Raw genomic sequence first — 19148 nt, 5'->3', positions numbered from 1 at the left:
GTCCCTGCCCTCGGCCGCCGCACGAACCCACTGTGCTCTGGGACCACACGCCGGCATACCCCGGACTCCAAACGGTGCCGGAAGGGGGACAGTGCCGTTGATTTGACGCGCTCCCCGGCGTGAACGTCGAGGGTTCTGGCCTGTGCCGCGCCGTTCATGCGGCGGCACTTCCACGGCTTCCTGCTTCATTGGCCTGTGCCACCGTGAGCGATGGTCTTGCCTGGCCTCCACAGGCGTTTCGTCTCTCCGCCCGTCCAGCGGCGAGGATGTTGATCGCGGCGTTGACGTCCCGGTCGTGGTGTGCCCTACACGAGCACTCCCACTCCCGAACCGCCAGTGGCATCTGTTCGGCGAGTGTCCCGCAGACCGAGCAGAGCTTGGAGGAGGGGAAGAACCGGTCGGTCCTGGCGAACGTCCGCCCGTACAGTTTCGCTTTGTACTCCAGCATGGCGGTGAACGCCGACCAGTCCGCGTCGTGGACGCTCTTGGCCAGCCGGGTGCGGGCCAGTCCGTTGACCGCCAGGTCTTCCACGAAGATCGCTTGGTTCTCGCGAACTATCCGGGTGGATTCCTGGTGGTGGAACTCGCGCCGCGCGTCGGCGACCTTCACGTGCTGGCAGGCGACCTTGATCCGGGCCTTGGCCCGGTTGGATGATCCCTTCTGCTTACGACTCAACGCCTTCTGCAGCTTGCGCAGTTTCTTCTCCGCCCGGCGCAGGAACCGCGGGGAGTCGATCTTCCGGCCGTCCGCCAGCACCGCGAAGTGCTCAAGCCCAAGGTCAATGCCGGTCTCGGCCTGCTTTTGAGGCAGGGGGTGCTGGTTGACCTCGACGACGAACGAGGCGAAGTACCGGCCCGCCGCGTCCTTGATCACCGTCACGCTGGACGGGACCGACGGCAGGCGGCGCGACCAGCGCACCGCGATATCGCCGATCTTCGGCAAGGTCAGTTTCTCCCCCACCTTGAACCGGGCGTTCCTGGTGAAGCGAATCGCCTGCCGCTGGTCTCGGCGGGACCGGAACCGAGGCGCGGCGATCTTCGGCCCCTTCCGCTTCCCGCTGAGACTGGCGAAGAAGTTGCGGTAGGCCATGCAGGCGTCGGCCAGGGCCTGCTGGAGCACGACCGCCGACACCTGGCACAGCCACATCCGGTCCGGGCGCTGCTTGGCCTCGGTGATGACGTGCTTGGACAGGTCCCCGTCACTGATGAACGGCAGGCCGTCCGCGTGCGCTTGACGACGGGCCGCGAGCGCGTCGTTGAACACCACCCGCGCGCACCCGAACGCCCGCGCCAGCGCGATCCGCTGCATCGGGGTCGGGTCCAGCCGGAAGGAGTAACGAAGCTGCACGACCTCATCCTACAGTTGGCCTATGGACGAATACAGCGGAATCAGGACCGGCAGACACTGCGTTTTCCTCCTCCACGCCCATTTGGTTTTCGTGACAAAGTTCCGGCACCGCGTCTTCACCGGCACCCACCTGACCCGCATGGAAGAGATCATGAGATCCGTGTGCGCCGACTTCGAAACCGAGCTGACCGAGTTCAACGGCGAGAACAACCACGTCCACCTGCTGGTCAACTTCCCACCCAAGATCGCCCTCTCCAAGCTGGTCAACAGCCTCAAAGGAGTGTCATCACGGCGGATGCGTCAGGAGTTCCCCGAACTCACCCGCCACTACTACCGGGCGAACAAGCTGTGGTCAGGCTCTTACTTCGCCGGCTCAGTGGGGCGGCGCCCCGATCAGCGTCCTGCGCCAGTACATCGAACAGCAGAATCGTCCGGACTGAGCCAAGCAGACCCCGGTTCGCCTGGCGGCGAATCGGCTATTCCTGCCCCGCTACGCGGGCTGGTCGGCTTCACCCCCAGCGTGAACACCGGAGCACTGCCGACGAATCTGATAGCGGGTCTTGGTGGTCTGGGCGGTCACGTCCACGGACGCGGTGTATGAATCGATCTTCGCGTGATCCTGTTTCTGCAGGTCAAGCGGTAAGTGTCTGCGGGAGCGGATTCTGGGTCGGTGTGTCGCTGGCGACGAGCCGGACGCGGGCTTTGGCAAGGATGTCCAGCCCCATGTAGCGGCGGGCCTCGCCCCACTCATCGGTCTGCTCGGCCAGCACCGCACCGACCAGCCGGATGATCGAGGCCCGGTCGGGGAAGATCCCGACCACGTCGGTGCGGCGGCGGATCTCCTTGTTCAGCCGCTCCTGCGGGTTGTCCGACCAGAGCTGCGGCCAGATCTCGCGGGGGAAGGCGGCGAAGGCGATCAGGTCTTCCCGGGCGGCGTCCAGGTGCTCGGCCGCGGCCGGATGCTTGGCCTCGAGCGTTTGCACCACCCAGGCGTGCTGAGCGCGCACCGAGGCACTGTCGGGCTGATCGAAGATGGTGCGCACCAAGGTGGCCACGAACGGCTGCGCGGACTTGTTGACGCAGTTCAGAAGGTTGCGCAGGTAGTGGCTGCGACACCTTTGCCAGGACGCGCCCGCCATAGTGGCTCCGATCGCCGCCACGAGACCGGCGTGGCAGTCGGAGATGACCAGTTGCACGCCGGACAGGCCGCGGGCGACCAGGCCGCGCAGGAAGGCCAGCCAGCCCGCGCCGTCTTCGGCGCTGGTGACCTCCAGCCCGATTGGCCATCTGCGAGACCTGGCTCTTGGAGATGTGCTTGATGCCGAGTTGCTCGATGAGCTTGTCGACGCGCCGGGTCGAGACGCCCAGCAGGTAGCTGGTGGCCACGACGCTGATGAGCGCTTGCTCGGCCCGGCGCCGCCGCTCCAGCAGCCAGTCCGGGAAGTACGAGCCCGACCGCGGCTTCGGAATGGCCAGCTCGATCGATCCTGCGCGGGTGTCCCACTCGCGGGTGCGGTAGCCGTTGCGCCGGTTGGTCCGCTCGTCGCTGCGCTCGCCGTAGCCGGCGCCGCACAGGCTGTCGGCCTCGGCCGACATCAACGCTTCGGCCATGGTCTTCACCATGGATCGCAACATGCTGCGCGAGCATGCCGAGCAGGCGGCTGCGGCCACGGTGTTGGAGGCGCATGACCACGTACCGCTCTCCCGCTTGAGGCCGTAACCAGGACCGCGGTCGTCGGGTGCGATGGATGGCCGCGGCCGGTTACAGCGCTCAGTCCCGTTGGAGCCAGACTGCCGTGTCCGTGGGCAGGATGCGGTCGTCCACAGGGCCTGACGCGAGGAGGACCTGGCAGGCGTCCGGAAGCGGGAGAGGCAGGTCAGAGAGGTTGACCACGCACAGCAGTCCGGCTCCGCGTTCGAAGACGAGTGTGCCCTGCGGGCTGTCCAGCCAGCTGAACGCTTCCCCGGTGAAAGCCGGAACCGCTCGGCGCAGACGTAGGGCGGCACGGTAGAGCTGCAGCATGGAGGCAGGGTCGGCGGAGGCGGCTTCGGCGGTGTAGGCCGTCCAGTCTTGCGGCTGGGGAAGCCAGGGTACGGATCGGGGCGGGCCGAAGCCGAACGGCGGTGTGGTGCCCAACCAGGGGATGGGGACGCGGCAGCCGTCGCGGCCTCGGATGGTGTGGCCGGAGCGTTCCCAGGTGGGGTCTTGGAGGGCTGTTTCGGGTAGGTCTTCGACTTCGTATAGGCCGAGTTCCTCGCCCTGGTAGATGTAGGCGCCGCCGGGCAGGGCCAGCATGAGCAGCGCCGCCGCGCGGGCGCGGCGGGTGCCGAGGGCATGGTCGGAGGGGGCGCCCTGGTCGAGGAGTGCGCTTCGTACGCCGGTGTAGGCGCGGCCGTAGCGGGTGACGTGCCGGGTCTCGTCGTGGTTGGACAGGACCCAGGTGGGCGGCGCGCCGACGGCGGCCAGGCCGGTGATGCTGCGGTCGATGACCTCGCGCAGGGGGCCCGCTTCCAGCGGGCATTTGAGGAAGTCGAAGTTGAAGGCGGTGTGCAGCTCGTCGTCGCGCAGGTAGTGGGCGAGGCGGCCGGGGCGGACGTGGGCCTCGGCGACGAAGACGCGCCGGTCGGGGTAGCCGTCGGCGATGGCACGCCAGCGGCGGAAGATGTCGTGGACGCTGTCGCGGTCCCAGTGCGGATGGTCGTTCTGGCCTTCTGCTGTGAGGACGGAGAACTCGGTCAGGCCGAGATCGGGCAGAGCGGGATCCTTGGCCATGCCGTGGGCGACGTCGATGCGGAAACCGTCGACGCCCAGGTCGAACCAGAAGCGGAGAACGTCGTCGAGCTCGGCGTGGACGGCTGGGTGGTCCCAGTTGAGGTCGGGCTGCTCGGGTGCGAACAGGTGCAGGTACCACTGGCCGTCGGGGACGCGGGTCCAGGCGGGACCGCCGAAGGCGGCGTGCCAGTCGTTGGGCGGCAGGGAACCGTCCTCGCCCCTGCCGTCGCGGAACAGGTAGCGCCGGCGTTCGGGGGATCCGGGTCCCGCGGCGAGGGCCTGCTGGAACCAGGGGTGCTGGTCGGAGGTGTGGTTGGGGACGATGTCCAGGATCACGCGCAGGCCGAGTGCGTGGGCTTCGGCGATCATCTTCTCGGCGTCGGCGAGGGTGCCGTAGGTGGGGTGGATGTCGCGGTAGTCGGAGACGTCGTAGCCGCCGTCGGCCAGCGGGGAGGGGTACCACGGGTTGATCCAGATCGCGTCGACGCCGAGCTCGGCCAGGTAGGGCAGGCGGGAGCGGAGCCCGGCGATGTCGCCCGTTCCGTCACCGTCGCCGTCGGCGAAGCTGCGGATGTAGACCTGGTAGATCACGGCCGAGCGCCACCAGTTGTCGGTTGCGTTGCTCACGTTCCTCGGTTTCCTGACTGTTCGGTGCGTGTACGTGTCTTCTCGGCGGGGGGTGGGTGCGGCGGCGTCCTAGCCCTTGACGGCGCCCTGCAGCAGCGCCTTGACGAAGTGGCGTTGCAGGAACAGGAACACGATGATCGTGGGGGCCATGATGAGCAGGGCGCCGGCGTTCAGGAGCACCTGGTCGGTGCTGTATTTCGTGGTGAAGGCCTGCAGGGCGCCGGCCATGGTGCGCTTGGTGGGGTCGTCGATGAGCACCAGGGCGAGCAGGAACTGGTTCCAGGTGGACAGGAACATCAGCAAGGTGAGGGACGCGATCGCGGGGCGGGCGAGTGGCAGGTGGATGTGCCGCAGCGCCTGCCAGGGGCCGGCGCCGTCGAGGCCGGCGGCCTCGGACAACTCGCGGGGAACGTTGACGAAGTGCGCTCGCATCCAGAAGACCGCGAACGGCATGTTGAGTCCGATCAGCGGCAGGATCAGGGCCCACTGGCTGCCGAGCAGGCCCATGTCCTTGTTCTGCTCGTACAGCGGGACGATCACGATCTCGTACGGCAGGGTCAGGGTGAGCACGAGCACCGTGTAGAAGATGCGGCCGAGCGGGATGGCCAGGATGGCGATCGCGTAGGCGGCCATGGTGGAGATCAGGACCGCGATCGGCACGACGCCCAGCACGATCATGGTGCTGGACTGCAGGAGCGTCGTGATGTTGGCGACGTTCCAGGCGTCGATGAAGTTGTGCCAGTGCGGGTCGCTGGGCCAGCTCAGGCCGCTCGGGAAGGACCCTTGGGGTGCCAGCGCCGCGCTCATCATGCTCAGCAGTGGCACGATCGAGTACAGCGACGCCGCCGCAATGAGCAGCAGACCGGGCGCGCGTCGGCGCAGTGTCCGTACGGGCGTCGAGGTGGGCATGGCTATCTCTCCCGGAACAGCCGCTGGAGCGGGACGATGACGGCGATCACGATCAGGGCGAGGACGACCGCGAGGGCGGAGGCCGCGCCGAGGCGGCTCTCGTTGAACGCCAGGTTGTAGACCATGACACCGGGCACCATCGTCTGGGTGCCCGGGCCGCCCTGGGTGGCGAGGTAGACCACGTCGAAGCTGGCGAGCGCGGCGATGACGGTGATGGTCACGCAGACGCCGATCTCGTTGCGGAGTCCGGGCAGGGTGACGGACCGGAACTGCCTGATCGCGCCGGCTCCGTCGATGCGGGCCGCTTCGTAGAGGCTGCCGTCGATTTTGCCGATGCCTGCCAGCAGCAGCATCGTGCACAGTCCGGTCGACAGCCAGGTGCCGATGAATCCGACCGCGGTCAGGGCCCAGGTGAAGTCGCCGAGCCAGGGCCGTGCGGCCGATTCCAGGCCGACGGCTCGCAGCAGCTGGTTGACCACGCCGTTGTCGGAGTACATCCAGGTCCAGGCGACTCCGGCGGCGGCGCCGGGAATGATCTGCGGCAGGAACAGCATGGTGCGGGCCAGCGTCCCGGTGAACTTGCCTTGGATCTGCCGCATCACCGAGGCGCTGATCAGGGCCAGGGTCACCGGCAGGACGGTGAAGAACAGGATCAGGTAGAAGGCGTGCAGCAGCGAGGACAGCTGTTCGGGATCGGTGAACACCTCGCGGTAGTTCTCCAGCCCGGCCCAGGTGGACGCGCCGATGCCGTCCCAGTCGTAGAAGGAGTACTGGATCGACAGCAGGATGGGCCGGAAGTCGAAGACGGCGTAGAACGCCAGCGCGGGCAGGGCGAACAGCCATCCGGCCCAGCGCCGCGCCCGGAGCGTGCGACGGCTCCGGGACGCGGCGGTGTGATCTCCAGGGCGGCTGCGTGTCGGGTTGATCAGATGCATGGTGTGGCCTCTGCCGGGCTCAGCTGCCCTTGAGGGCGTTGGCGTAGGTGTCCTGCAGGGTCTTGACCATCGCGGCCGGGGCGACCTTGCCGGCCACCAGGAGCTGCAGCTGCTGCGTGAGCTTGGTGTTGACGGCGGGGGCGGCGTTCTGCAGCCAGCTGTCGAAGCCGTTGTCCGCGGCGATCGCCGCATAGCCGCTCTGGATCTGCTCGGACAGTGTGCCGGACAGGGACGGCTCGCCCGCGCTACCGGCCCCGGGCGTCAGGGCGGCGTAGCCGTTCTTGACCGCGACCTCCGCAGCGGCGGGCGTCGTGAGGAAGTCCAGGAACAGCGCGGCGGCGTCCTTGTTCTTGGAGCGGGCGGCGATCGAGAAGGCCAAGGTGTTGCTGGTCATCCCGGCGTACTTGCCGCCCTTGTCGGCCGGCGGCATCGGGAAGACGCCGTACTTGCCGGCGAAGGTATTGTCCAGGGTCTGCACGATCCAGCTGCCCTGGAAGAAGAACAGACCCTTGCCACCGGCGAACTGCCCGTAGGACGCCTCCTGGTTGAGCGCGTTGACGTCGGAGGCGAAGTAGCCCGCTTTGATCCACTTTTGCAGGACTTCGGTCGCCTGGACCGCTGCCGGGGTGTCCAAGGTCGCGCCCGGCTTGTGGTAGACGATGTCGCTGAGCGCCTGGGCGCCCATGTAGTCGCCGAGCAGCAGGTTGTACAGGTGCCCGATCAGCCCGTCCTGGTTGGAGGCCACGATCGGGGTGATGCCGGCCTGCTTGGCCTTGGCCAGGTGGGCTTCGAGTTCGGCGATGCTCGCGGGCGGCGTCGTCATGCCGATCTTGGCCGCCAGCTCCTTGTTGTAGAAGACGCCGACCAGGGGTCCGGCCGAGCCGCCCGCCTGATACAGCGTCCCCGAACCGATCACGCCGTCCGACACCCGCCCGGGAGCCAGAGCCGACGCCGGGACCTTGGAACTCCAGCCGTAGGCCTTGTCATAGGCGTCCAGGTCGGTGAGCAGGCCGTCCTTGACGCCGCCGAGGAGGTCGGCGGGCTGGACGAGGTCGGGCGGGGAGTCGGAGGCGAGCAGCCGGGGCAGCACGGTGTTGTAGTTGTTGTCCGGCTCCACCCGCAGCTTCACCGTGATCTTCGGGTACTTGGCCTGGAAGGCATCGGCCAAGCCCTGCTCATACGCCTGGAGCCCCGCGGCGGAGAACAACGTCAGGGTCGCCGGGGTGTCCGCCACGGCGGTGCTCACCGCGGTCGGTGACGCTTCGGCCGGCGAGCCGGAGCCGCCCGACCCCGGTGCACCGCACGCCGCCAGCGTGACGAGCGCGGACCCGACGGCGATGCCCGCCAGCGGGGCACGTAGACGTCGGCTGAGGGCGCCTGCTCTGGAGGTGTGGCGCTGAAGCATGATGCCTCCCTTGCATCCATGCGGCTGCCGTTCACGGTCGGCAGGCAGGGGGGTTGGTGCGCTTCTCGGCGGGGCTGCAGGAATCCGCAGGCTTGTTTCGGAAGCGTTTCCGTTGCCGCAAGCCTGGGAGTTGCCGGACTGGCATGTCAAGTAACGAATAAGTAACACAAGGTCAGTAGAGGTGCACTTGATTGAAGGAGCCCCGCAGCCGCGCGTTTACATGCCGCATCTCCAGAAGGGGTCTTTCGATACTATGGAAGCGTTTCCGAAAGTGGGTTAGGCTTCTGCCATGCCCCAGAGCCCCCGGAAGATCAACATGGAGGACGTGGCCCGAGCGGCCGGCGTCTCGATGGCCACCGCCTCACGTGCGCTGAACAACGGAGCGGGAGTCGCCGAAGCCACCCGGCAACGCGTACTGGCCGTCGCCGAGCGGCTCTCCTACGTCGTCTCCCCGGAAGCGTCCCGTCTTGCCGGTGGCGCCACGGGCCGGGTCGCGGTCGTCGTGCCGCACATCTCCCGCTGGTTCTTCGCAGCCCTCCTCGAAGGGCTGGAATCAGTCCTTCGAGGCGCCGACCTCGATGTGCTGCTCTACCACGTCGGCGGCATCGAGGACCGGCAGGACTTCTTCTACCGGTTGCCGGCCAGACGCAAGGTCGATGCCGTGGTCGTCCTGGCCTTCCCTGTCGGCAAAGAAGAGCAGCGGCGACTGGAGCTCATGGGCGTCACCATCATCGCCGCAGGCGGCCAGCACGCCCCCTACCCGAGCGTGTGCATCGACGACGAGGCAGCCGGGCGACAGGCGATGAACCATCTGATCTTCCTCGGGCACCGCCGCATCGCCATGATCGCCGCCGTTGACCCCGACCAGCCGGGAGAGCTCGCGCCATCAGGCCGCTCCAACGCCTACTACGCCGCCCTGCGCGACGCGGGCATCCCCGTCGACGACCGGCTCGTCGTCACCGTCGACTGGGGCGGCAGCGAAGGCGCCGACGCCATGGCCAGGCTCCTGAGCCAGCCCGAGCCGCCCACCGCCGTCTACGCCCACTCCGACGAGGTCGCCCTGGGCGCAATCCGCACCCTGCGCCGCGCGGGCCTGCGCATCCCCGAGGACGTGTCCGTCATCGGCATAGATGACCACCCCCTCGCCGAACTGGCCGACCTGACAACCGTGCGCCAACCCGTCCGCCAGCAAGGCGAACTCGCCGGACGCATGCTCCTGGACATCCTGCGCGGCCAAGAGACCGACCGGGCCGTCGTCGTGCCGACCCAGCTCGTGATCCGCAACAGCACCGCGCCGCCTCGCGCATAGCGCGAGGCGGCGCCTTCATCGTGGCCAGCGGTTCACGGCACCCGCCATCAGGCGGCCAAGCCCAGATCCAGGTGACTGTCCATGTCGATCTGGATGGTGCCGTACAGGTTGGCGTGCGACCAGAACAGCGGGGACAGGGCGCGCCGGTCGGCGTCGCTGAGACGCTCGGCCCAGTTGGGGTCTTTGAGGACCGCTTGGACCAGGTGCGTGTTCACGAACACCAGCGCCGGCTGCAGCAGGTGAAGCGCCAGCATGGACACCTCCTGGTTCTCCCGGTCGATGCCACCGATGGTGCCCGCCTTGCCGTAGAACAGGTCGGCATTGGCCGAGTTCCAGTTCTCCACCACCTGCAGCCCTTCGTGGATCTCCCGACGTAGCGTCCACGCCGCAATCAGCTCTTCCGGTTCCCATTCCCGACGCACCTGCGCGCTCCCTCGTTCGACCGGTCCCCGAGATCGGGAACACCGTCGAACCTCCGAGCACCGCTACCGGCTGGTATGCCCGACTCGTGACGATCACGAACTGCGACCGTGATCTACCGGAGAGCTACTTGGCGGCTGGGGGCACATCCGGGAGAAAACGGCCGATCCGGGTCGCCGGTCTCGATCTGCTTCGCCAGCCACTGCTCGGGCGTCACACTGTTGTCCGCGGCCATCGCCTGGTTCCCTTCGAATCTTGATCTTGCTACTCGAAAGATCACGCGATGGCCGTCGCTATTGCACGACGCCACGCCTGTGACCAGGTCAAACTCGTACACCACTTCCGTGGACGCAACCCCGGAAGGGCGCGGGAGCTGGAGAACGGCGCAGGGGATGGCTGGGGTCGGTGTGGTGTGCATGTCAGCCAGACTGAGCGCGCCCCTGGCCACGTCGCGCCTCAAGCTCTCCAGGTAGTAGGCGGCCGTGATCCGGTTACCGGCGCTGACGGCCCGCAGGAACTGCTCCATGGAGTGACCCAGCAGGTCCAACGAGTGGCGAACCTTACGCACCGGAGCCTGGAGGTCGTCGTCGTCGGACGGCACCGCCCCCTGCTCACCGGAGCGATGAGCAGAGGCATCGGACCATCCGGGCCGGAACGAAAACCCACGGGCGTGAGGGACCCCGCCCCCGCATCCCCGGGGCCACGGACACGATCCGCTGGCGCCGGACGCGGCACGAACGCGGGCAACCAGAACACTCAACACCGTTCGGAGCATTCGGCCGAGCATGCGCAACTCATGCTCAGTCCTAGGAACGGTGGTGTCATCTCGGCCCGGCAGGGTGCACTCCGGTGAGGGCGAGGTTGAGCAGCCGGCCGGCCTGTGCCACGCCGTCGGGTTCCTGCTCGACGGCCAGGGAGATGGCGTTGGCGAGCGTGAGCAGGTCTGTGATCGATACGTCGTCCCGTACGGCGCCCACCTGGCGGGCGCGAACCAGGAGGCCCTCTCCGGCGTTCACGATCATGGTGTGGCAGGTGGCGCCCAGGGTGGGGTCGCCGTCTTGGGCGCCCCGCATCAGTGAGGCGGCCAGGCCGCGGTTGGACGCGGCGTGTGTGGCGACGGCGCGAAGCCAGGTCACCAGCGCCTGTTCCGGATCCGGCCCGGCGGCCAGGTCGCCGGCTGTGGCGCACAGCGCCTCGACCTTGCCCCAGAAGACGGCCTCGAGCAGCCGTTGCCGGGAGGGGAAGTGCCGGTGCAGCGTGGCCGAGCCGACGCCCGCGCGCCGGGCGATCTCCTCCAGGGACGCCTCGGCTCCGTGCTCGGCGATGGCCTCGGCGGCCGTGGCCAGGATGCGGTCGTAGTTGCGGCGCGCGTCCGCACGCATCGGCCGGGCGGGCGACGTCGTACGGCTGTCCTGCCTCATGTGATCTCCGGCGAGCTTGCGAAAACGGGGTATCCCTCCATATCGTACTGAACCAGAACCGGAGGGGTCCCCCACTTAAGTGGGTGGCCTCCGCATGCCTACTTTCTGGAGACATTTCGTGAAGACCATCGTGGTGGTGGGGGCGACCGGCCTGCAGGGGCGGACCGTGGCGGCGCGTCTGCTCGCCGACGGCTGGCGGGTGCGAGCGGTGACGCGCGATCCGGACGCCACTGGGGCCCGTGCGCTGGCACGGGCGGGTGCCGAGCTCGTCCGCGCCGAGATGGACGACGTCGCCTCGCTCATCGCCGTGGCCGAAGGCGCCCATGGCCTGTTCAGCGTGCAGCCCACCGTCGGCTCCCCGGGCACGCCGGCGGGCTTCTCCGCCGAGGACGAGGTCCGCTGGGGCTGCAACGTCGCCGAGGCGGCACAGGCCGCCGGTGTGCGGCATCTGGTCTACGCCTCGGTCGCCGGCGCGGGCCGCCACAACACCGAGCAACTGCCGCAGAACGTGGTGAGCAAGTGGCGGATCGAACAGCACATCACCCGGCTGGGCCTGCCCGCGACCTTCCTGCGGCCGGTCTCGTTCATGGAGAACTACACCGGCTCGTACCATCTGCACGACGGCGCCGTGGCCACCGCGTTCGCCGCCGACGTGCCGCAGCAGATCATGGCCGTCGACGACGTCGGCGTCTTCGCCGCCCTCGCCTTCGCCCGGCCGGGCGAGTGGATCGGCCGGGCGGTGGATCTGGCAGGGGACGAGCTGACTCCGGTGCAGATCGCCGCGGCCATCTCCGAGGCCATCGACCGGCCGCTGCCGTACGTGCAGCTCCCGCTCCAGGTGATCGCCCAGGCCGGCGAGGAGTTCGCCTTCGCCTACACCTGGCTCAACGAACGCGGCTGGCGCGCCGACGTCTCCTTCGCCCGCGCGCTGTACCCCGGCTTGATGGACCTGCATACCTGGCTGGCCCGGACTGGAGCGGCCCAGATCGCCGGCTTCCTGGCCGACCAGGACCGATGAGCGCCCCCGACCTCGGACGGGTCGGCATCTGGGCGGGCGAGATGGACCGCCATCCCGCCCCCGTCCTGCGCCGGGCAGCCGCGCTGATCGAGGACCTCGGCTACCCGGCCCTGTGGTTCCCCGAGACGACCGGCCGCGAGGCCATGGCCCAGGCCGCCCTGCTGCTGTCGGCCACCCGGCAGACCGTCATCGCCACCGGCACCGCCAGCGTCTACGCCCGGGACGCCGTCACCACCGCAGCCGCGCAGCGCACTCTTGCGGAGGCATTTCCCGGCCGGTTCCTGCTCGGCCTCGGGATCAGCCATCCCGCCCTGGTCACCGGCGTGCGCGGCCACCGCTTCGGCCCGCCGCTGGCGACGATGCGCCGCTATCTGGACGCGATGGACGCCGCCCCGTTCGGCCCGCCGATCCCCGCACCGCCTCGGGTCCTGGCCGCGCTGGGCCCGGGGATGCTCAGGCTCGCCGCCGAACGAGCCCGCGGCGCCCACCCTCTGGGCATGCCGGTCGAGCACACCCGCCACGCAAGAAGCCTGCTCGGACCGCGGCCGCTGCTGGCGGTCACCCAGCTCGTGGTCGTGGACCCGTCCCGTTCCCGCGCGGCCGAGCTGGCCCGCACCCACGCGGCCGCAGCCCTGCCCAACCGGCTGACGCTGCTGCGCGGGCTGGGATTTCACAACGCCGCGGCCCTTGACGACCGGCTGGTCGAAGCGCTGGTGGCCACCGGCGGCCCCGAGGACATCGCCCGGCGGGTCGGTGACCACCTCGACGCCGGTGCGGATCACATCAGCCTGCACGTGCTCACGGCCACACCGGATCAGCCGCCACTGCGTCAATGGGAGGAGCTTGCCGCACAGCTGTTGTGAGCCGGCACTCCCAGGCACCACACACAGGAATGCCGGCGACGAGATCAGCGCCGCTTCAGCACGCCGATCAAGCTCGTGAGGCTGTTCTCGCCATGGCCGGCGGTGACGGCTTGGCGGAAGAGCTCCAGGACGGCAGCCGGAAGTGAGCCGTCCACGCCGGATGCCTGCGTGGTGTGCAGCACGTGCTCCATGCTGGCCACGCCCATGGAGATTCGCTCGACGTCCCCTTCGTGGTTGCCCGCGGTGATGCGTGGCGCGTAGAACTCCAGGAAATAGCGGAGGTCCATGGTCTTCACCGCGCGCGGCAGGAACTCCTCCGCCGAGATGCCGTTGGCCTCCGCCACCGCCTGACCGTGCAGGTAGCCTGCCAGCGCCGTCCAGAACATGTCGATCCCGATCTGGTAGTACAGCGCGGCCAGCCCCTGGTCCTCACCGAGGTATTCGATCCCGGTCAGCACCTCGAGGGCGGGCCGGTGCGCCTCGATGGCGTCTTTGGGGCCGCTGTAGTACGTCATGGCGTCCGGCGTGCCGATGCCTGGAGGCGGCACCTGCACACCCCCGGTGATCTGCACGGCCCCGCGCTCGGCCAGCCACGCTGCCGCCCGACGTGCCCGGTCCGGGGTGTCGGAGGTGAGGTTGGCCAGGGTGCGTCCCGCCAGGGCGGTGGGCGGGGCCTGCGCCAGGATGGCATCCATCGCGTCGTAGTCGGTCAGGCTCAGCACGACCAGCTCGTTGGCGGTGAGTGCCGCCTCGACGGATTCCGCTCTCCTCGCGCCCCGCGCCACCAGCTCGTCTGCCCTGGCAGGCGTGCGGTTCCACACGGTCACCTCGTAGCCGCTGTCGAGGTAGGCACTGGCCATGGCCTGCCCCATGGGGCCCAAACCGATCACCGTCACGGAGTTCATCCGACTCTCCTCATCACTAGAACGAACGCTCTATCTAGGCGGCACAGTAGCACACGACTGGAATGAACGCTCTATCCAGTATGATGGGAGCCATGCGGACCAAGCACGAGATCGGCACCCGGGAACGGATCGTCCTGACCACCTCTCGCCTGATGCAGCGGCAGGGGTACGAGGCGACGGGCCTCAAGCAGATCTCCCAGGAGGCCCAGGCCACACTCGGCTCGGTCTACCACTTCTTCCCTGGCGGCAAGCGGGAACTGGCGGTCGAGGCGGTCCGTCACGGGGGCAGAGAGTTCGCAGAATTGCTGCGCGCGGCGTTCGACCAGGAGGACGATCCGGCCGCGGCGATCGTCGCCTGCACCCGCGAACTGGCCGAGGGGCTGCGCGAGTCCGGCTGGCTGGACGGCTGTCCCGTCACCACCACCGCGCTGGAGAGCGCCGGCCGGGAGCCCGAGATCCAGCAGGCAGCAGAGGACGTCTACGAGCAGTGGCGCACGCTGGTCCGCGACAAACTCAGCCGTGCCGGCTTCGCCGACGACGTGGCGCACGACCTCGCCCACAGCGTGATCAACATGCTGGAGGGCGCGGAGCTGGCGGCACAGGTGTCCCAGAACGAGGCGCCGCTGGAGATCGCCGGCAGGCATCTCGCACGGCTCATCGACTCCTACCGACGGCCTGAACCGGTCCGTCGGGTGCGGCCTTGATGGACACGTCGTTCGGGCTCGCCCGCGTCAGGCTTGTCCCTGTCGTGCCGGCTTCCTGAGTGCCTCGGCGGGGCGGAGCTGCGGCGGTGGCCATGACACCGCTCGGGTTCGCGCCATCAGCCCCAAAGTAGCTCTGTGTAATCATCGCTACTGTTCGTGTTCCCATAAATGACCAGTTCTGCGAAGGTGATCAATCGCAACGGCGGTGTCCGGTTTGTCCTCGATCTTCGTTCTCAGAACCTCTCGCAAAACCATCTTCTCAGAATGCCATCCGCGATAGGTTTTGCGACATGACCGAGCTCGCGGATCCGGCCGTCGTCGAACAGTTCGATTGCCCGATGTGTGAGGCTCCGGCGGGCAGCGCCTGTCGGACGCGGGGCGGCAAGGTCGCGCCCAAGTACCACACGCCGCGTTTCATGCTGGTGCCGCAGTTGCGTGCCGAGCTGGAGGTGCGTACTCCCGCCGAGCGCGGGCCCGGCCGCATCTGGCAGACGGGCCCGGCCCTGGACGTGGTGGTCCCGGCGGCGGCCAGGCCAACCCGGGTGGGCTATGCGCGGTGCAGTACGGCGCAGCAGGAACTGGACAGTCAGCTCGACGCGCTGACGCAGGCGGGCTGCGAACCGGTCTTCGCCGAGAAGATCAGCACGCGTATCAAGCTGCGGCCGGAGTTCGCCAAGGCGATGGACTACGCCCGAACGATCAAGCAGGCCGTCCCGCATCAGCGCGTGATTTTTACGGTGCATGAGACGAAGCGCCTGGGCCGGGGTGCCGCCGAACTGCTCGCCATCGCCGAGGAACTACGCCGCCACGAAATCGAGCTGGAACTGCTGAGCGGCCCGCTGCAGGGCATCTACAACCCCTCCGGGCACGGGGCGGCGCTGTTCGCGTTCTTCGCCGGGATGGCCGAGTCCGAGCGGGAGTACATCCGGGAGAAGTCCCTCGAAGGCCAGGCCTCGGCACGCGAGCGCGGCCGGCACGGCGGGCGGCCGAAGGTGTTCGACGACGACATGATCGCTTACGCGCGCAGCCTGCGCGAGCGCGGGGTGCCCGTCCCGGAGATCGCGGCCAAGCTGGTCATTCCCTCGGGCAAGAACAAGGGCGGCCATCCCTCGGTGGCCAGCGTCTATCGGATCCTCACGGTTGGGGGCGAGGCGGCGTGCTGAACAGTGCTGGCGCACCCCCTGCGGGGGCGCGCCAGCGTAAGGACGGACGGCAGGCTGTGTGACGGCGTCAGTGGCTGCCGGACAGTTCCCCGGACAGGGCGCCGTGCATGCGGGCGCTGGACTGGTTCAGCCCGATGATCCGGACGGTCTTGCCGCGAGCGGCGTACTTGGTCTCCACAGCGTCCAGGGCGGCGACGGAGGAGGCGTCCCAAATGTGGGCGTCGGTCAGGTCGATGACCACGTCGTCGGGGTCGCCGGTGTAGTCGAACTGGGAGACCAGGTCGTTGCTGGAGGCGAAGAACAAGTTCGCCGGTGACGGCGTAGACGACCTGGCCGCCGTCGGGGTCGAGGCAGGCGGTCACGTTGGCCAGGTGCGCCACCCGGCGGGCGAAGATGACCAGGCCGGTCAGCGAGCCGACGACGACGCCGATGGCCAGATTGTGGGTGGCGATCACGACGCCGACGGTGACGACCATGACGCCAACCTCGCCGGCAGGCATGCGCTTAAGCGTGGCGGGGGCGATGGAGTGCCAGTCGAAGGTGCCGAAGGAGACCAGGATCATGACGGCGACCAGGGCGGCCATCGGGATCTGCGACACCCAGGGGCCGAAGACGATGCACAGGACCATGAGCATGACGCCGGCGGTGAAGGTGGACAGGCGGGTTCGGGCGCCGTTCTTGACGTTGATCATGGTCTGGCCGATCATGGCGCAGCCGCCCATGCCGCCGAAGAAGCCGGTGACGATGTTGGCGATGCCCTGGCCGATGGACTCGCGGGTCTTGGAGGAGTGGGTGTCGGTGATGTCGTCGACCAGTTTGGCGGTCATCAGCGACTCCATCAGCCCGACCAGGGCGAAGCCGACCGCGTACGGCGCGATCAGGGTGAGCGTGTCGAGCGTGAAGGGCACGTCGGGCAGGCCGGGTACGGGGAGCGTGGACGGCAGCGCGCCGCGGTCGCCGACGGTAGGCACGGCCAGGTGGGCGCCGATGGTGAGCGCGGTGAGCGCGATGATGGAGATCAGCGGGGCTGGGACCGCTTTGGTCAGCCGGGGCAGGAACACCATCAGCGCGAGCGCGCCGACCACCAGCGGGTAGACGACCCAGGGCACGTCGATGAGTTCGGGCACCTGGGCCATGAAGATGAGGATGGCGAGAGCGTTGACGAAGCCGACCATGACGCTGCGCGGGACGAAGCGCATCAGCTTGGCCACGCCGAGCGCGCCGAGCGCGATCTGGATGAGGCCGCCGAGGATGACGGTGGCCACCAGATATCCCAGGCCGTACTCGCGGGCCAGCGGGGCGACCACCAAAGCGATGGCGCCGGTGGCGGCGGAGATCATCGCGGGACGGCCGCCGGCGATCGCGATGACCACGGCCATGGTGAAGGAGGCGAACAACCCCACGCTGGGATCGACCCCGGCGATGATGGAGAACGAGATCGCCTCGGGGATCAGGGCGAGCGCGACGACCAGGCCTGACAGGATCTCGGTGCGGGCCACCGAGGGAGTCAGCCAGGCGGGGCGACCGGGCCGCAGCCGGGCGGCCAGGGTCGCGGACGGACGGGCAGGCACAGATGAGTTAGGCAACAAGCGTCCTTCACGGGTGGAACAGCCTCAACGGGGGCAGCGGGCAGCATGCCGTCGGCCGGGGCAGGCGGCAGCAGGGAGAGGAGCCGGCCGAGGGGCGGCCGCAGGGGCACGCTCGCGGGCGGATCCGGGGTCGAAGAAGGCGGCAGGCTGGACGATGATGTCAGGGGCGCTGCCGCGGGCAAGTCACGGCGGGCAGCAGGCGATGGTGATCAAAGGCATGCGCGCGTCGATGTTCCTTACCTCGTGTGGAGTGGCGCTCGGCCGGCGCCGGTACGTGTCATGGGCCGGATACGCCAGGGTGGCGGAATGTCCGATCGATGCCGGGACACCCTGATGCGGTCCAGCCATCGGCAACTCTACCTTAACGTTAGAGTAGAGATTCGGTGGGGTCGGTGAGCTGCCCGCACCGCCCTACCAAGCTGAGCAGTGAGGTCGTGCGAGACATGGACGGATCGGCGCTATCCGCCACCCAGGGCGAAGTCCCGGCTCCGGCGAGCAGTGGCAAAGGTCACAGCGGGGATCACATGCACATCGGGCAGGTGGCGGCGCGCACTGAGCTGTCGCTGCGGACCATCCGGCACTACGACGAGGTTGGCCTGGTACGGCCGTCGGCGCGCAGCCAGGGCGGCTTCCGCCTCTACACCGAGACGGACGTGGCCCGGCTGATGGTGATCCGCCGGATGAAGCCGCTCGGCTTCACGCTGGAGGAGATGGGCGAGTTGCTGGCCATCACCGACCGGCTCGACGACAGCGGCACGCCAGCACTAGAGGCGGCCGAGCGTGAGCACCTGCTGGCGCGGCTGGGCCGGTTCGAGCAGGCCACCCGTGAACGCTGCGAGGCGCTGCGCACCCAGCTGAGCCGGGCCGAGGAGTTCGCCGCCGACCTGCAGCGCCGCGCCGGCCAGCTGACCGGCGGCACCGCCTGACAGTGGCACCGCCTGACAGTGGCACCGCCTGAGCAGCCCCGAGCTCACCTGGCCACCTTGACCTCTACCGCGGTTGAGATTTGAGGATGGGCCTGAGGGATTTGCCTGCAGGCAGATGCGAAGGAGGTCAGGTGTGATCGAGGTACAGGCCGGCATCGCCGCGGTTCCGGACGCCGACGGCATGGCGTTGTTCGGGACGTGGCGGGTGGGCTCGCCGCACCGGCAAGAGGCCGCGGCACAGGTCACCGCTGCGGCGTGGCAGGCGCGGCCGTGGCCAGGGGCGGGGTTGCGTTCATACGCCGTGCTGGCCGGCGACGACGGCGACACCCTGCTGCACGTTGCCCAGGTCACCGATCCCGGCGGAGCCCGAGGGCAGGACCTGAGCTGGAAGCAGGAGGTGGATGAGGCCGTGCCCGGCATCGAGCGGTCCGGCATCACCGCCGCCCGGCTGCAACGCAGCACGCCCGCCTACGGCCCGACCGAGCAGGCCGGATGCGTCGTGCTGGTCACTCGCGACTTCGACGACCCGGACGTCGAGCGGGCCCACGCGCTGGTGGAGGCGGTGTTCGAGGGCAGCGCCCACACGCCGCCCGCCCGCGGGCTGATCCGCGCCAGTTTCTATGTCAGCCTGGACGGCTCCCAGGTGTTCAACTACGCCCTGTGGACGTCGGCGGACGCACACGAGGAGGCGATCGGGAATCGGCCACCGCAACTGGAGGACAACCCGCGCTGGCGACAGGCGCACGCCTGGCTGGGCTTGACCTCCACCACCTTCCAGCGATTCCGGCCGCTGCTGCGGCTGACTGCTGCCTGACCCGCCGGCGGAGAGGGGC

16 protein-coding genes and 3 pseudogenes are annotated in these 19148 nt (G+C 68.8%); 8 read left to right on the top strand and 11 right to left on the bottom strand.

Going from position 1 to position 19148, the window contains the following annotated elements; genetic code table 11:
* Positions 1-154: 154 nt before the first annotated feature.
* Positions 155-1348, bottom strand: a complete 1194-nt coding sequence (locus ACIBVN_RS54420) for an RNA-guided endonuclease InsQ/TnpB family protein (RefSeq protein WP_397149730.1) — start codon at positions 1346-1348, stop codon at positions 155-157.
* Between the two features lie 22 nt (positions 1349-1370).
* Between ACIBVN_RS54420 and tnpA the strand changes: the two are divergent.
* Positions 1371-1788 (top strand): annotated as a pseudogene (gene tnpA / locus ACIBVN_RS54415) (IS200/IS605 family transposase).
* A gap of 192 nt (positions 1789-1980) precedes the next feature.
* Here tnpA and ACIBVN_RS54410 read toward each other — a convergent pair.
* From ACIBVN_RS54410 to ACIBVN_RS54390, 5 genes and pseudogenes are all read right to left on the bottom strand, one after another.
* Positions 1981-2983 (bottom strand): annotated as a pseudogene (locus tag ACIBVN_RS54410) (transposase).
* Positions 2984-3119: 136 nt separating this feature from the next.
* Positions 3120-4748: a glycoside hydrolase family 13 protein gene (locus tag ACIBVN_RS54405; protein WP_397149728.1), complete on the bottom strand. Its 1629-nt coding sequence runs from the start codon at positions 4746-4748 to the stop codon at positions 3120-3122.
* Positions 4749-4817: 69 nt separating this feature from the next.
* Positions 4818-5657, bottom strand: coding sequence for a carbohydrate ABC transporter permease (locus ACIBVN_RS54400; protein ID WP_188189173.1), 840 nt, complete (start codon positions 5655-5657; stop codon positions 4818-4820).
* Between the two features lie 2 nt (positions 5658-5659).
* Positions 5660-6592, bottom strand: a complete 933-nt coding sequence (locus ACIBVN_RS54395) for a carbohydrate ABC transporter permease (protein ID WP_397149726.1) — start codon at positions 6590-6592, stop codon at positions 5660-5662.
* Between the two features lie 19 nt (positions 6593-6611).
* Positions 6612-7997, bottom strand: coding sequence for an extracellular solute-binding protein (locus tag ACIBVN_RS54390; RefSeq protein WP_397149724.1), 1386 nt, complete (start codon positions 7995-7997; stop codon positions 6612-6614).
* Between the two features lie 289 nt (positions 7998-8286).
* Between ACIBVN_RS54390 and ACIBVN_RS54385 the strand changes: the two genes are divergently transcribed.
* A complete protein-coding gene (locus tag ACIBVN_RS54385; protein WP_397149722.1) occupies positions 8287-9306 on the top strand; it encodes a LacI family DNA-binding transcriptional regulator in 1020 nt (339 codons plus the stop codon).
* 47 nt (positions 9307-9353) lie between these two features.
* On the opposite strand, the gene ACIBVN_RS54380 is transcribed toward ACIBVN_RS54385, so the two are convergent.
* The 3 genes from ACIBVN_RS54380 to ACIBVN_RS54370 all read right to left on the bottom strand — a co-directional run bounded on the left by ACIBVN_RS54380 (position 9354) and on the right by ACIBVN_RS54370 (position 11147).
* Positions 9354-9728 (bottom strand): Tn3 family transposase, encoded by a 375-nt coding sequence (locus tag ACIBVN_RS54380; protein WP_397149720.1) that lies wholly within the window; start codon positions 9726-9728, stop codon positions 9354-9356.
* A gap of 113 nt (positions 9729-9841) precedes the next feature.
* Positions 9842-10327, bottom strand: coding sequence for a hypothetical protein (locus ACIBVN_RS54375; protein WP_397149718.1), 486 nt, complete (start codon positions 10325-10327; stop codon positions 9842-9844).
* A gap of 220 nt (positions 10328-10547) precedes the next feature.
* Positions 10548-11147 (bottom strand): TetR/AcrR family transcriptional regulator, encoded by a 600-nt coding sequence (locus ACIBVN_RS54370; protein ID WP_397149716.1) that lies wholly within the window; start codon positions 11145-11147, stop codon positions 10548-10550.
* Between the two features lie 118 nt (positions 11148-11265).
* Here ACIBVN_RS54370 and ACIBVN_RS54365 point away from each other — a divergent pair, with 118 nt between their 5' ends.
* Positions 11266-12165, top strand: a complete 900-nt coding sequence (locus tag ACIBVN_RS54365) for an NmrA/HSCARG family protein (RefSeq protein WP_397149714.1) — start codon at positions 11266-11268, stop codon at positions 12163-12165.
* Complete coding sequence (locus ACIBVN_RS54360) at positions 12162-13028, top strand: TIGR03620 family F420-dependent LLM class oxidoreductase (RefSeq protein ID WP_397149712.1); 867 nt, start codon at positions 12162-12164, stop codon at positions 13026-13028. The genes ACIBVN_RS54365 and ACIBVN_RS54360 overlap by 4 nt, the downstream gene beginning before the upstream one ends.
* 44 nt (positions 13029-13072) lie before the next feature.
* Here ACIBVN_RS54360 and ACIBVN_RS54355 read toward each other — a convergent pair whose 3' ends face one another.
* Positions 13073-13933, bottom strand: a complete 861-nt coding sequence (locus tag ACIBVN_RS54355) for an NAD(P)-dependent oxidoreductase (RefSeq protein WP_397149710.1) — start codon at positions 13931-13933, stop codon at positions 13073-13075.
* Between the two features lie 92 nt (positions 13934-14025).
* Between ACIBVN_RS54355 and ACIBVN_RS54350 the strand changes: the two genes are divergently transcribed.
* Positions 14026-14637 (top strand): TetR/AcrR family transcriptional regulator, encoded by a 612-nt coding sequence (locus ACIBVN_RS54350; RefSeq protein WP_397149708.1) that lies wholly within the window; start codon positions 14026-14028, stop codon positions 14635-14637.
* A 290-nt stretch (positions 14638-14927) separates the two neighbouring features.
* Positions 14928-15800: a recombinase family protein gene (locus tag ACIBVN_RS54345; RefSeq protein ID WP_397149706.1), complete on the top strand. Its 873-nt coding sequence runs from the start codon at positions 14928-14930 to the stop codon at positions 15798-15800.
* 67 nt (positions 15801-15867) lie between these two features.
* Here the strand turns inward: ACIBVN_RS54345 and ACIBVN_RS54340 are convergent.
* A pseudogene (locus tag ACIBVN_RS54340) lies at positions 15868-17347 on the bottom strand (SulP family inorganic anion transporter).
* Positions 17348-17913: 566 nt separating this feature from the next.
* Between ACIBVN_RS54340 and ACIBVN_RS54335 the strand changes: the two are divergent.
* Together ACIBVN_RS54335 and ACIBVN_RS54330 are read left to right on the top strand one after the other, a co-directional pair.
* A complete protein-coding gene (locus ACIBVN_RS54335) occupies positions 17914-18315 on the top strand; it encodes a MerR family transcriptional regulator (RefSeq protein WP_397149704.1) in 402 nt (133 codons plus the stop codon).
* A gap of 133 nt (positions 18316-18448) precedes the next feature.
* Positions 18449-19129 (top strand): hypothetical protein, encoded by a 681-nt coding sequence (locus tag ACIBVN_RS54330; protein WP_397149702.1) that lies wholly within the window; start codon positions 18449-18451, stop codon positions 19127-19129.
* Positions 19130-19148: the final 19 nt, after the last annotated feature.

Source organism: Nonomuraea sp. NPDC049400 (assembly GCF_044466425.1).
In the GTDB taxonomy this organism is placed as follows: domain Bacteria; phylum Actinomycetota; class Actinomycetes; order Streptosporangiales; family Streptosporangiaceae; genus Nonomuraea.
The sequence above is the reverse complement of the archived record's forward strand: the minus strand, read 5'-3'. Positions and strand labels throughout refer to the sequence as shown.